13 protein-coding genes are annotated in these 13,747 nt (G+C 47.7%); all 13 read left to right on the forward strand.

Annotated elements, in window-relative coordinates; translation table 11 throughout:
* The 13 genes from K401_RS0114155 (at position 1) to K401_RS0114220 (ending at position 13,651) form a co-directional block, all read left to right on the forward strand.
* Entirely contained in the window at positions 1-786 is a 786-nt protein-coding gene (locus K401_RS0114155) for an SH3 domain-containing protein (protein ID WP_024293558.1), read from the forward strand.
* Between the two features lie 375 nt (positions 787-1,161).
* Positions 1,162-2,469, forward strand: coding sequence for a four-carbon acid sugar kinase family protein (locus K401_RS0114165; protein ID WP_024293559.1), 1,308 nt, complete (start codon positions 1,162-1,164; stop codon positions 2,467-2,469).
* A gap of 33 nt (positions 2,470-2,502) precedes the next feature.
* Positions 2,503-3,504, forward strand: a complete 1,002-nt coding sequence (gene pdxA / locus K401_RS0114170) for a 4-hydroxythreonine-4-phosphate dehydrogenase PdxA (RefSeq protein ID WP_024293560.1) — start codon at positions 2,503-2,505, stop codon at positions 3,502-3,504.
* A gap of 35 nt (positions 3,505-3,539) precedes the next feature.
* Entirely contained in the window at positions 3,540-4,940 is a 1,401-nt protein-coding gene (locus tag K401_RS0114175; RefSeq protein WP_024293561.1) for a GntP family permease, read from the forward strand.
* A gap of 120 nt (positions 4,941-5,060) precedes the next feature.
* Positions 5,061-5,828: a DeoR/GlpR family DNA-binding transcription regulator gene (locus K401_RS0114180; RefSeq protein WP_024293562.1), complete on the forward strand. Its 768-nt coding sequence runs from the start codon at positions 5,061-5,063 to the stop codon at positions 5,826-5,828.
* A 73-nt stretch (positions 5,829-5,901) separates the two neighbouring features.
* Positions 5,902-6,696: a pyrroline-5-carboxylate reductase gene (proC, locus tag K401_RS0114185; protein ID WP_024293563.1), complete on the forward strand. Its 795-nt coding sequence runs from the start codon at positions 5,902-5,904 to the stop codon at positions 6,694-6,696.
* Between the two features lie 23 nt (positions 6,697-6,719).
* Positions 6,720-7,268, forward strand: a complete 549-nt coding sequence (locus K401_RS0114190) for an NUDIX hydrolase (protein WP_024293564.1) — start codon at positions 6,720-6,722, stop codon at positions 7,266-7,268.
* A gap of 142 nt (positions 7,269-7,410) precedes the next feature.
* Positions 7,411-8,013 (forward strand): stage II sporulation protein M, encoded by a 603-nt coding sequence (locus K401_RS0114195; RefSeq protein ID WP_024293565.1) that lies wholly within the window; start codon positions 7,411-7,413, stop codon positions 8,011-8,013.
* A gap of 219 nt (positions 8,014-8,232) precedes the next feature.
* Entirely contained in the window at positions 8,233-9,120 is an 888-nt protein-coding gene (gene xerD / locus K401_RS0114200) for a site-specific tyrosine recombinase XerD (protein WP_024293566.1), read from the forward strand.
* Positions 9,121-9,162: 42 nt separating this feature from the next.
* Positions 9,163-9,687 (forward strand): adenine phosphoribosyltransferase, encoded by a 525-nt coding sequence (locus K401_RS0114205; protein WP_024293567.1) that lies wholly within the window; start codon positions 9,163-9,165, stop codon positions 9,685-9,687.
* Positions 9,688-9,959: 272 nt separating this feature from the next.
* Positions 9,960-11,186, forward strand: coding sequence for an NAD(P)-dependent oxidoreductase (locus K401_RS0114210; RefSeq protein WP_024293568.1), 1,227 nt, complete (start codon positions 9,960-9,962; stop codon positions 11,184-11,186).
* A 2-nt stretch (positions 11,187-11,188) separates the two neighbouring features.
* A complete protein-coding gene (locus tag K401_RS0114215) occupies positions 11,189-12,097 on the forward strand; it encodes an AEC family transporter (RefSeq protein WP_024293569.1) in 909 nt (302 codons plus the stop codon).
* 363 nt (positions 12,098-12,460) lie between these two features.
* A complete protein-coding gene (locus tag K401_RS0114220) occupies positions 12,461-13,651 on the forward strand; it encodes a YibE/F family protein (protein ID WP_024293570.1) in 1,191 nt (396 codons plus the stop codon).
* The last annotated feature ends 96 nt before the right edge of the window (positions 13,652-13,747 follow it).

Raw genomic sequence — 13,747 nt, forward strand, 5'->3', positions numbered from 1 at the left:
ATGAAGCTATTAGAATTGCATTATGGATTTTGGGCCCAGATGCGGGACTGGCCTGTTGCAGTGAGGGCGGCTCTGGTGATTGGTATCACTTTTACGGTGGTCTTTATTTTCTTAATGCCGCTTTTGATGAAATTGATTTTTGTATTCATCCGGCTGGCAGATTTGGTCATCAAAGGAGTTTATTGGGGGATCATATCTCTTGCCGAAGTTTTATTATCAGGAAAAAGCCAGACGGAACGGTCATCAATACTGAACAGGATATCAGGAATTGCTGAAGCAGTCAGCAGCGGAATGTGCGGTTTCTCGAAAAAAGTGGCAAAGAAAAAAAGGATTTCCTTTGGCATGTTCTTTGGGATATATCTGGTACTGACAGTTGCCATCGCTCTTCCGGAAATGCTGCGCAGCATTGTAAATGAAAACTACCTGCCTGCTTTCTCTGTTATAAACAGCGGGTACCGCAGCCTGGAGCAGGGGGTTTTAAAAAAGGCGGAAGCTTATCCGCCATTGTTTAAGCAAAAGGAAAGAAAGGCGGAAGCTGAGAATGAAAGCGAGGACCTGCCCGATGAGAATGATGAGCAGGTCATGTTATCCCTTTCAAAAGAAGGAAGGGGCGGTTCTAATATCAGGGCAGAGGCATCGGCAAAAAGCAGTATTATCCGGACCGTGTCCGGTGATGCAAGCCTGCTTTATCTGAATCAGGAGAACCATTGGGTATATGTCCGTTTGGAAGACGGCAGGGAAGGGTGGATCAAAGACAGCCTGGTGGAAGGGCTTCCAAAAGAATAGGGTCCGGTGCAACAATATTTACAGCGGAGATATGAAAGGCGGTTGGATGAGAATCCTGCCGCCTTTTTTCCTTGCCGGCTTTTATGTGGCACCATGTTTTTACCGCTCCGTTGAGGATCCGGGGTGGCGGAAAAAAAATACTCTTTCATGAAACGAATACTTGTACTCTTTGTTGAGAAAATAAACAAATAAAAACATACTTAACAAAACTAATAAAAAATTAAAAGAATATAAAAAATATATTGACAAAAACGAACAAACAATGTAAGATTTAGAACATAAATGAACATAAATATCGAACATAAACAAACATTGGAAAATTCCGGAAGAAACGTGTTTCCACTCCGGAGCCAATGGATAGAAGGGAGAGGAAATATGCCTCAATGCATTGTGGTAGCAGACGATTTAACCGGGGCAAATGCCACCGGGGTCCTGCTTAAGAAAATGAATTACCGGACCTATACCGTAATGAATTCCGAACGGCTGAACTTGTCGCTGTTTGACCAGTGCGACTGCATCATATATCCCACAGACAGCAGGGGAGCAAGCAGGGAAACTGCTTACAACCGGGTATTTAACGTGACAAACCTTTTAAAAAATGATGAGGTCAAGGTATATGCAAAACGCATTGACAGCACCCTAAGGGGCAATGTGGGAAGTGAGACAGATGCTCTCCTGGATGCTTTGGGCCAGGATTATACAGCCATCTGCGCACCCTGTTTCCCAGCTTCCGGAAGGGTCGTGATCGGAGGATACATGATGGTAAAGGGGCTTCCCCTCCACAAGACAGAAGCTGCCCTGGATCCCAAGACACCTGTGTCCACATCAGATGTGAAGAAAATATTTGAAGCTCAGAGCAAGTATAAGGTGGGCAGCATTCAGATGAACGGCATGATGGAAGGAAAGCACGTTCTGGCAGACAGGATCAAAGCCCTTGCAGAGGACGGGTGCAGGATCATCATCATGGACTGTGTGACCCAGGAGGATTTGGATCTGATCGCAGATGCGGCCATTACAAGCAAAATCAAATTTGCCGCGGTGGATCCGGGAGTGTTTACTTCCACCGTTGCAAGAAAGCTGATCGTTCCGCCGGACAGGGAGAGGAAAAACAAGATACTGGCTGTGGTGGGAAGTGTAAATCCTGTGACAAGAAAACAGATGGAAGAGCTGTGGCTGACCCAGCGCACCGCCCACAATATTTTTGTTTCCGCTGCAAAATTCCTGGAAAGTGATGAAAGCAGGGAAGGGGAAATCAACCGGGCAGTCAATGAGGTACTGGAAGCCAGTAAGTCCTTTGATATCCTGACCGTCACGGGAGATGGGATCTATCCGGAAAACAGGATCGATTTTAAAAAGTATGAATCCGGTTTTCCAGGCGGGGTAGATGAGATGACCGGACTGATCTGCGATTCCTTCGCGGAGATCACCCGCAGGATATTTACAAGCAACAGCAGCTTTCAGGGAATCTACAGCAGCGGAGGGGATATTACGGTAGCCATCTGCAGAAGTTTCCATACCGCAGGCTTATGCCTCCTTGATGAGGTCCTTCCCCTTGCAGCCTACGGGACGTTTTTAAAGGGAGATTTCGAAGGCGTGTCCATCATAACAAAAGGCGGTATGGTGGGAGAGCCGGATGCTGCCAACCGGTGCATCACTTATCTGAAAGAGAAATTATTTATGTAAATTTATAGAAACTGAGAAATGGAGGAAATAAACATGAGCAAACCATTAATCGTAATACCAATAGGAGATCCGGCGGGCATTGGCCCGGAGATCGTGGCAAAGGCGCTGGCAGAGCGGGGAGTCTTTGAGGCTGCCAGATGCATTGCAGTAGGAGACAGAAAAATCATGGAGCAGGCCATCAGGATCACTGGGACTGACTTAAGGATTAAGACGGTAAAGGAGCCGGAGGAAGGGGAATTTGAGGAAGGGATATTAAACCTCATTGATCTGGATAACGTGGACATGGACCGGTTTGCCTTTGGAGAGGTAAGCGGCATGTGCGGCAGGGCTGCCTATGAATACATTGAGGAAAGCGTCAGGCTGGCAAACGAGGGCAGGGCGGATGCGGTGGCTACCACTCCCATCAACAAGGAGGCATTAAAGGCAGGAGACATTCACTTCATCGGCCATACGGAGATATTCAGCGCCCTGACGGAAACTGAGGATCCGCTCACCATGTTTGAGACCAATGGGCTGAGGGTCTTTTTCCTCACCAGGCATGTTTCCTTAAGAAAGATGCTGGATATGGTGACAAAGGAGCGGATCAAGGATTATGTAAAGCGCTGCCTTGAAGCACTTAAACGGCTGGGGGTTGAGGAGGGAACCATGGCAGTAGCCGGGCTTAATCCTCACTGCGGGGAACACGGCCTATTTGGTGATGAAGAGGTGAATGAGATCATTCCTGCCGTACTGGAATTACAGGAAGAGGGATATCCGGTAACAGGCCCTATCGGGGCGGATTCCGTATTCCATCAGGCGGCTCAGGGGCGGTTTAACAGCGTGCTTTCCCTGTATCATGACCAGGGTCATATTGCAACAAAGACCCTGGATTTTGACCGCACCATTGCCGTCACCAACGGGATGCCCATTCTGCGCACTTCCGTGGACCATGGCACGGCCTTTGACATCGCCGGAACCGGCAAGGCAAGCGCTGTCAGCATGGTGGAGGCTGTTTTACTTGCAGCAAAGTATTCCCCTCGCTTTAAAAAGGCGTAAAAGGGGCAGTGAAAAATTAAGAGGAGGGTTTCTTTATGGTAGGAGGACTTAGCGGCGAAAGAATGATGATTGCCCTTGGAATCGGCATCGTGATTCTCATATTCTTGGTACTGAAAACAAAGATCCACGCATTTTTGGCCCTGATCATGGCATCGGTCATCATCGGCGTGGTAGGGGGTATGCCTCTAGTGAACATCACCCTGGAAAACGGCAAGACCTTTGGTATTGTTAATTCCATAACAACCGGATTCGGGGGCACGCTTGGAAGTATAGGAATCATCATTGGTTTTGGGGTAATGATGGGACAGATATTTGAGAGGACCGGGGCTGCCAAGCGGATGGCCCAGACGTTTTTAAAGCTCTTTGGGAAAAAGAGGGAGGAGGAAGCTCTGGCACTTACGGGATTTCTGGTTTCCATCCCCATTTTCTGCGACTCCGGATTTGTAATTCTCGCCCCTATTGCAAAGGCCATTTCAAGGGTGACCAAAAAATCAGTGATTTCCCTGGGCGCAGCACTGGCAGCAGGGCTTGTGATCACCCACACCCTTGTGCCGCCTACTCCCGGGCCTTTGGGTGTATGCGGAATCTTTGGAGTTGACGTAGGAAAATTCATTCTTTATGGTCTTGTTGTGGCCATTCCCATGACAGTGGCCTGTACGTTTTATGCAAGATGGATCGGGAAAAGGCTTTATCAGATCCCTGACGACAAGGAAGGCTTTGTGCGCCTCCCCTATCAGGAGCCGGATTACTCCCAGGATTTTTCCGTTGGGTTTGAAAACCTGCCTTCCACACTGGAATCCTTTGCTCCTCTGTTTCTTCCCATCATCCTTATCCTGATCAGTACGGTTTCCAGCGCTTTGGGAAAGACCTCCGGCTTTATGCAGGTATTCCAGTTCCTGGGAAGCCCCATCGTAGCGGTAGGCATCGGACTTGTGCTGGCCATCTTCACCCTGGGAAGGAATTTAACCAGAGAAGAGGCGATCAAGGAAATGGAAAGAGGCATGGCATCCGCAGGAATCATCATGCTGGTGACCGGAGGAGGCGGTGCCCTGGGTCAGATCATCAAGGACAGCGGCCTTGGAACCTATATGGCGGAAGCTCTTGCAGGTACGGCGGTTCCCATCGTCATCCTTCCGTTCCTCATTTCCACAGCCATGCGTTTTATCCAGGGATCCGGCACGGTTGCCATGACAACGGCTGCCAGCATATCTGCTCCCATCATTCTGGCTGCTGGCGTGAACCCCATACTTGGAGCTTTGGCATGCTGCGTAGGCTCCCTGTTCTTCAGCTACTTTAATGACAGCTATTTCTGGGTGGTTAACCGGACCCTGGGAGTGGGAGAAGTAAAGGATCAGATCGCCACTTATTCCATCACTTCCACCATAGCATGGGCCGTTGGATTTGTTGAAGTTTTAATATTGAGTATTTTCCTGTAATCATTTATGATATACACATGGGATATTGTGCAGTAAGCAGATGCCCTGCCGCCGGAGTTTCCGGCGGCAGGGATTTTTGTAATAAAACAGGTATAGGCTTCATGACAGGAGGAAGGGCTCATGATGATGGCGGAGAGGCAGATTAAGATTCTGAACATGATACAGGAAGATGGAAGCGTCCAGGTAGAGGAGCTGGCAAAGGAGCTTGATGTCAGTCCTATGACCATTCGCAGGGATTTGGAAAAGCTTCAGAAGGAGGGGCTGATCGAACGCTGCCACGGAGGTGCGGTGAGCAAGACTGAGGTGGCATATGCGGATAAAAGCGTGAAAAATCATGGACAAAAGGAGCTGATCGCAGAAAAATGCGTGGAATTCATCAGGGAAGGGACTACCGTATACTTAGATGCAGGAACCACCACCTACGAGATCGCAAAGCGGATCATGGAGATGGAAAACATGACAGTCATCACCAATGACTTGGAGATCGCCCTTTTGATGAAAAACAGCAAGGCAGAGCTGATCCTGTGCGGCGGTTACGTCCAGAAGTCCACGGGAAGCACCTTAGGCTATTACACCACCCAGATGATAGAGGATTTCCGGTTTGATACCGGATTTTTCGGGGCTGCAGCCATAAGCGGGGAATTCCATGTGCTGACGCCGACCACTGACAAGGCATTTTTAAAGCGCCAGCTTGTAAAGCAGTGCCAGCAGTCTTTCCTGGCTGTGGATGATTCAAAATTCAACCGCCAGGGGATGAACCGGATCAACCGTCTGGCAGATTATACAGGGATTATAACGGATCATGAATTTAAAGAACAGGAAAAGGCTGCCCTTCGAAAGCAGGGGGTGCGGATCATTTCTGTCAATCAGGAGGATTCCAATGATTGACATAGTTGAAAAGATGGTGCTAGAATGATGTTTATTGGCTGCAGATTTTCATACAGAAGCAGGAGGAAGGATTATGGCGAAGATAGGAATCATTGGAATTGGAAATATGGGTTTTGCAATATTGAAAGGACTGTTAAAGACATGGGGTAAGGAAGATATGACTTTTACCGATGTAAACAGGGACCGGTGCGCCCAGATCACAGAGGAGCTGGGAGTGGCCCACGGGGAAAGCAACGCCGGTTGTGCGGGACGGTCAAAGTACGTTGTGCTGGCCGTAAAGCCTCAGTACTTTGAACCCGTGCTGTCTGATATCCGCAATGAGGTGACGGAAAACCATGTGATCATTTCCATTGCGCCGGGGATCACTACGGCTTGGCTAAAGGAAAAGCTGGGAGAAAAGGCGCGGGTGGTCCGGGCCATGCCCAACACTCCTGCCCTCCTTGGGGAGGGAATGACCGGGGTTTGCTATGATGAGAAGGCATTTTCCCAGGAAGAGAAGGAGACCATTGAGGCCATTTTCCGATCTCTTGGAAGGATGCGGATCGTGGAAGAGCGTCTTATGAATGCCGTGGTCTGCGCAAGCGGAAGCTCCCCTGCTTATGTTTACATGTTTATCGAGGCTCTGGCGGATGGGGCGGTGAAGTATGGACTTCCCAGGGATGCTGCCTATGAGATGGCGGCCCAGACAGTCCTTGGAAGCGCCAGGATGGTCCTGGAAACAGGGGAGCATCCGGGAGTATTAAAGGATAAGGTGTGCTCGCCGGGAGGGACCACCATTGAGGGGGTATCGGCCCTGGAGGAATCAGGATTCCGCAGTGCGGTCATAAAGGCAGCGGATGCCTGCTTTAAGAAGTGCGAGAAACTATAAAGGATGAGTGCGGAGGTAAGATCATGGAACAAAAACCTGTAAAACGCCTTAACAGGGAATTAAAGTACAAAGGAAATATTATAGAAATATTTGAGGACACGGTGGATGCGAACGGCCATCTGGCCCACTGGGATTTCATTCACCACAAGGGAGCAGCTGCAGTGGTTCCTGTGACCAAAACCGGGAAGATTCTCATGGTGCGCCAGTACCGCAATGCCTTGGACCGTTATACCCTGGAGGTTCCGGCCGGTGCTCTTGACAGCGCAAAAGAGCCAAAGCTTGACTGCGCCCACAGGGAGCTGGAGGAGGAGACCGGATATAAGACGGATAAGGAAAAGATGGAATATTTAATCAGCGTCAACACAACGGTTGCCTTCTGTGATGAAGCCATTGATATCTTTGTTGCAAGAGAATTGGAGCCTTCCAGACAGAACCTGGATGAAGATGAATACATCGAGGTAGAGGAGTGGGAGGTAAGTGACTTAGAGCAGAAGATTTACCGGGGAGAGATCACTGACGGTAAGACCATTGCGGCCATTCTGGCTTATGCAAGAAAATACGGCGTAAAATAGTAAAACGCCTGTAAAACAGCAGTTTCAGCCGGGGTGAGTTTCCTTGCCCCGGCTTGTTGCCCTTACAAGAATAAATGTCCCTTTACAGGCATAAGGTTGAAAGAAAGACGTCTTATGACAAGACCTGTAGGGGGATTTTTTTATGGCCAGTTTGTTTCGCACCCTTAGATTCCGTTTGAGAAGAAGACCGGGTCCAGGTGCCATGTATGCGTCCCTGGAGCGGAACTTGGGGGCAGAGGACCGTTGCCTCATTTGCTTTTTTGCAGGGCTTATTGCCGGAACGGTGATGGCAAATTTCTGGTATCCGTCATTTATGGAGGAAGCCGGATATTATCTGGGACTTTTGGACAGAAATATGAACCTGGACAAAGGGCAGCGGGTTCAGCTTTTTTATCAGGTTTTCAGACAGAGAGGGATAGAGGTGGGGGTTGCATGGCTCATCGGCCTGACCGCTTATGCAGCGCCTCTGTTTTGCCTGCTGACGGCAGGAATCGGTTTTTCCATGGGGTTTGTCCTTTCCGTTATAACGGTCCAAAAGGGGCTTATGGGACTTCCCGTGTTCCTCATGACAGTCATGCCCCAGGGGCTGTGCTACCTTCCCCTTTGGAGCATCCTTCTTTTGTGGGGAATGCAAAAGGAGAGGCGTTTTCGGGTCACGGCTTTTTTGCTGCTTTTGTTTTTGGCGGCCCTAGGAAGCGCCTGTGAAGCCTGGATTAACCCATTTTTCCTGAAAATGGTCCTTTAACACAGAAATATTAAAAAAAAATAAATCGGTCCATTTCCCCATATCTTGCGAAAAAAAGTCATGCATTACCAATATCTTGTACATATTATGTAAAGTAATCCCAAAATGTATTAATAGTGGGAAAAATGTGTTTGATTTTATCGAAAATAGTCTATATAATGGTAGGAAGAAGCCTTATTTTAGGGCATTTTTGAAGCCGAAAGGTCAGGGGATATGGAGATGGTAGCAGAGATTAATTATTTTATCATTTATTTAAGGGAGATAAAAAAAACATCAAAAAACACAGAGGTATCTTATCAGAGAGATTTGATGCAGCTGGCTTCCTTTTTAGAACAGCAGGGGATCCGGGAGGTGGACAAGGTGACAAAGACCAGTCTTAATTCCTATATCTTACATCTCGAAAAGCAAGGGAAGGCTACCACAACCATTTCACGCTGCCTGGCCTCCATGAAGGCATTTTTCCATTACGAATGCAGGGAAGGGAAAATCCAGAAGGACCCGGCAGAGCTGATAAAGGCGCCTAAGGTGGAAAAGAAGGCGCCTACTATATTGACCGTGGATGAGGTGAACAGCCTCTTAAGTCAGCCGGACGGGGAAACTCCCAAGGAGCTGCGGGACCGGGCCATGCTGGAACTGCTTTATGCAACCGGCATCCGTGTGTCGGAGCTCATCCATTTAAAAAAGACGGACGTGAATCTGGCCATCGGATATATCACCTGCCGGGATGAACACAAGGAACGGATGGTTCCTTTTGGAAAGGTGGCCAAGCTGGCCCTTTCCGCTTATATCGAACGTGGCCGGGAATATTTGCTGCGGAATCAGGAATCCGAGTGGCTGTTTACCAACTGCAACGGAAAATCCATGAGCCGCCAGGGATTTTGGAAAATCATAAAGTTCTACGGGGATAAGGCGGGGATCAAGGCGGATATTACGCCCCACACTCTGCGCCATTCTTTTGCGGCGCATTTGCTCCGCAATGGGGCGGACATCCACGCGGTACAAGCCATGCTGGGCCATTCCGATATGGCTACCACCCAGATGTATATGAACTATACCCGGGGAGAAGACCTGCGCCGTTCCTATACGGGCGCCCATCCAAGAGGATAGAGGCTCCCTGGTATACAAATTATGACAATATGAGGTATGACAATGAAGAGATTAGAAGATTATGTCACAAGCATTCCGGACTTCCCTGAGGAAGGAATTATTTTCCGGGATGTGACTACCATTCTGGAGGATGCGGACGGACTTTCCCTGGCAGTGGATGGCATACGGGAGATGTTAAAAGGAGTGGAGTACGATGCAGTGGTGGGACCGGAATCAAGAGGTTTCATCTTCGGCGTTCCGGTGGCTTATGCAGAGCATAAGGGTTTTATTCCGGTGAGAAAGAAGGGAAAGCTTCCAAGAGAAGTTCTGTCTGCTGATTATGAGCTGGAATACGGTACGGCAACCATTGAAATCCACAAGGATTCCATTAAGCCGGGGCAAAAGGTGGTCATCATCGACGACTTAATCGCCACAGGCGGCACCATTGAAGCCATCATAAAGCTGATCCAGGAGCTTGGCGGCGAAGTGGTGAAAATCTGCTTTATCATGGAGCTTGCAGGATTAAACGGCAGGGAAAAGCTTGCAGGATATGATGTGGAAGCCATGATCACTTATGAGGGAAAATAACTATTAGTAGAGGGAATCCGCAATATCGGCGTCTGAACACTTTCTTCCGCCTTTAACTGCCGGATTCCTTTTTGATTCAAAAAGGAATTCTGCCCTGTGAATTCGATATATTTTTGTCATAATTTATTTTTTTCTGTACATAATTGATGCCTATTGATTTTGTTATTTTGAGTGTGATATGATGTGAAAAATAAAACTGTATACAATATGCAACGAAAGAACCATTCAAAGATAAAATCCACAGGCAACAGAAAAAGAGAGGAAAATGAATCATGGCTGTTCATGTTATTGATGAAGCAAACAGATGCTTAAACTGTAAAAAGCCCTTATGCCGTCAGGGCTGCCCCATCCATACCCCCATACCCCAGATGATCGCGGCATTTAAAGAAGGAAGCTTAAACAAGGCAGGAGAGATGTTATTTGAAAACAATCCCATGTCTTTAGTCTGTTCCCTTGTTTGCAATCATGAGAAGCAGTGCGAAGGCCACTGCATTCTGGGGAAAAAGGGACAGCCGGTGCATATCAGCAGCATAGAAAATTATATTTCTGATACCATTTTCAATCAGCTGAAGGTGGAATGCAAGCCCAAAAACGGGAAAAAGGTGGCGGTGATCGGAGCTGGTCCTGCCGGGATCACCATTGCCATTCTTCTGACAAAGGAAGGCTACAGCGTGACGATTTTCGATGCCAAGGATAAGGTGGGCGGCGTTCTCCAATACGGAATACCGGAATTCCGCCTTCCAAAAACCATATTGGAGCGCTACAAAAAGAAGCTTCTGGAAATCGGGGTGAAGATCCGGCCAAACACCGCCATTGGAACGGCCCTGGAAATCAAGGATCTGATCCGTGACGGCTATCAGAGCATTTTCATCGGGACAGGTGTCTGGAGGCCGAAAACCCTTGGCGTGAAGGGGGAATCCCTGGGAAATGTCCACTATGCCATTGACTATCTGGCCAATCCCGATGCCTATGATCTGGGAGAGACGGTTGCCATCATCGGTATGGGCAATTCTGCCATGGATGTGGCAAGGACCGTGATCCGCCATGGTGCCAGAAAGGTGACCCTTTATGCAAGAGGCTTATCCAGCAATGCCAGCGATCATGAAACAGCTTATGCAAGGCTTGACGGGGCGGATTTCCAGTTTGGAAAGCAGATCGTGGAGATCACGGATGAAGGGCCTGTGTTTGAAAACATCCATTATGATCAGGACGGAAACCTGACCGGCATTGATGAAGAAAGAGAACAGGTTATTGCGGATTCCACCATCATTTCCATCAGCCAGGGCCCGAAAAGCAAGCTGGTGAACACCACAAAGGGATTATTGGCCAGCCAGAACGGGCTTTTGATGACCGATGAAAAAGGCCAGACTACTATTCCCGGAATCTTTGCTTCCGGAGATGTGGTTCTTGGGGCCAGAACCGTGGTGGAAGCAGTTGCTTACTCAAAAATAGTGGCCATGGCCATGGATGAATATATGAAAACAAAAGAAGAGAGCTAAACATGGATTATCAACAACTTTTAAATCTCCAGGGAATGCTTTTTCTCCTGGTGGCAGCAGGCGTTGTCCTTAGAAAAATGGGCATCCTGCCGGAAGGGGCAAAGAATATTCTTACGGATCTGGTGATCTATTTAATTCTCCCCTGCAACATCATCAATTCATTTTTTATAGAATTTAACTTTGATATTTTAAAGGGATTTGCCATCATCCTTACCATTGCCTCCCTGATCCAGGTGGGCTGTCTCATACTTGCAAAAGTTCTCTATAACAGGGAGCCGGAAGGCCGTAAAAAGGTGCTTCAGTATGGCACGGTCTGTTCCAACGCTGGGTTTATGGGAAATCCCATTGCAGAAGGTGTATATGGGGCGGAAGGGCTTATGTATGCGTCCATATTCCTGATCCCCCAAAGGATTGTCATGTGGTCTGCCGGGGTATCTTATTTTACAGAAAGCCCGGACAGGAAAACCGTTGTGAAAAAGGTTCTGACCCATCCCTGTATCATTGCGGTCTATATCGGACTGATCCTTATGATCACCCGGCTGCCCCTGCCTGTATTCCTTCAAAACACCATCAGGAGCATAGGAGGCTGCACCACCACCATATCCATGGTCTTAATCGGCGCCATACTGGCGGAGGTGGAGCCGGGAAGCATATTGGACCGGGGAATTGTAAAGTATGCCCTCATCCGCCTGTTCTTGCTTCCGCTTCTGGTTTACTTAAGCTGCCGGGTCTTCCATGTAACACCCCTTTTGTCCGGAGTATCCGTACTTTTGACCGGAATGCCCGCAGGAAGCACTACCGCCATATTAGCTGCAAAATATGACGGGGATTATATTTTTGCCACAAAATGTGTGGTGGTAACCACCCTGTTATCTCTGGTGACCATTCCCCTGTGGTGTATTGTCCTTTAATATACGGCTGTAACAGCCTCAGAATCTGCTGCCTTTGCAGGTCAGAAATGTCTTATATTTACAGACATTCTGACCTGCTTTTTTTTGTATGAAAATCCTTTGAATTTATGCCGGTCATTTTTATTTTTAAGGAGTACTTAAGTGGCTGAAGCCGGAATAGAATGATACTGAACGTTAAATTTCACGGAGCTTAACATGATTTGTGCTTCCAAAGCAGTATTGGAGAAAAATTATGTACATGTTATCGCTTTTACAGGCTCGGCCATGTGTCGGCATTGCAGCTTAAGAGTAATACAAAATTAACAGGACGAAGGGCGCAGGTTTATAACCATTTTGTGCCTTTCCCAGAAAGGCGTACCGTAAATGAAAAATCAGAAAACATTCTGCATAAAACTAATAGTCTCATTCCTTTTCTGCGTGGTATTTATAGCAATTATCATATGGATCAATCAGCCGCTTCCGGGGGATGTGCCAACGGCGGCAAGCCAGATAAAATTTGCCAGGGCACATGTGACTGAAGTCATCAGTGACGAGGCGAAAGCAGAAGACTGGACAGAAGGGCTGCGTATAGGAGTGCAGGAAGTCTATATGCAGATCGACAGCGGTGAGGGCAGAGGTAAGATATTGCCGGCAGTCAATTACATGAGTGTATACAACAATGTGGACTTAAAAACAGGTACAAAAGTAATCGTCCGGATGGATATAGATGCCAATGGACGGTCTTATATCGCATCCATACCCAATTACAACAGGGGGCCGGCATTGCTTGGTCTGACGGTGATCTTCGTGCTGTTTTTAGCTGCATTCGGGGGGAAAAAAGGGATAGCCGCTATACTGGGGCTTGCATTTGCTATCGTGGATATCTGGTTTTTGCTTATACCAATGATAAGGCATGGCATCAATCCCATATTGTCATCCATTGTCATAGCAGCTGTTACCACAGCCGTTTCCCTGGTACTGCTAAATGGTTTTTCCATGAAAACCTTCTGTGCGACTATTGGGTGCGTGGGCGGTGTAGCGATTGCAGGAGCCGCCGCAGCTCTCACGGCAGCGGCTACGCCGATAAACGGTTTTAATATGCCGGAGGCGGAAGAATTAATTCTCCGCACAGGTGGGACAAGTCTGAATATCAGCGGATTGCTTATCAGTGCCATACTCATAGCAGCACTTGGTGCTGTTATGGATGTGGCTATGACGATTACATCTGCAGTATTTGAGCTGCATCAGCTGAATCCGGAAATAAACAGACAAAAGCTGATTCAGTCGGGCATTAATATAGGCAGGGATGCCATGGGGACTATGGCTAACACGCTGATATTGGCGTTTGCCGGTTCGGCACTGAATATGTTAATACTGTTCAGAATCTTTGACTATCCATATTTGCAGATTTTTAACAGTGATATGATGGCATTGGAGATTATACAGGGTATCTCAGGGACGATAGGTATTGTAATGACTGTGCCGTTAGTAGCATTCCTGAGCGCGTTTATGTGCAGCAGGAAAAATGCAGCGGACAGGCCGGTCATGACGGTTAACAAAAAGAATAAAAGGTAGAAAAACAGGCAGCGTAATTCACATATTTTGTATTAAAAACATGTATAAAATTGGTAATTTTTTATAATTCATCATAATAAGGTTTAATTAGATGAT

The sequence above is a fragment of the Lacrimispora indolis DSM 755 genome (genome assembly GCF_000526995.1).
Taxonomy (GTDB): Bacteria; Bacillota; Clostridia; order Lachnospirales; family Lachnospiraceae; genus Lacrimispora; species Lacrimispora indolis.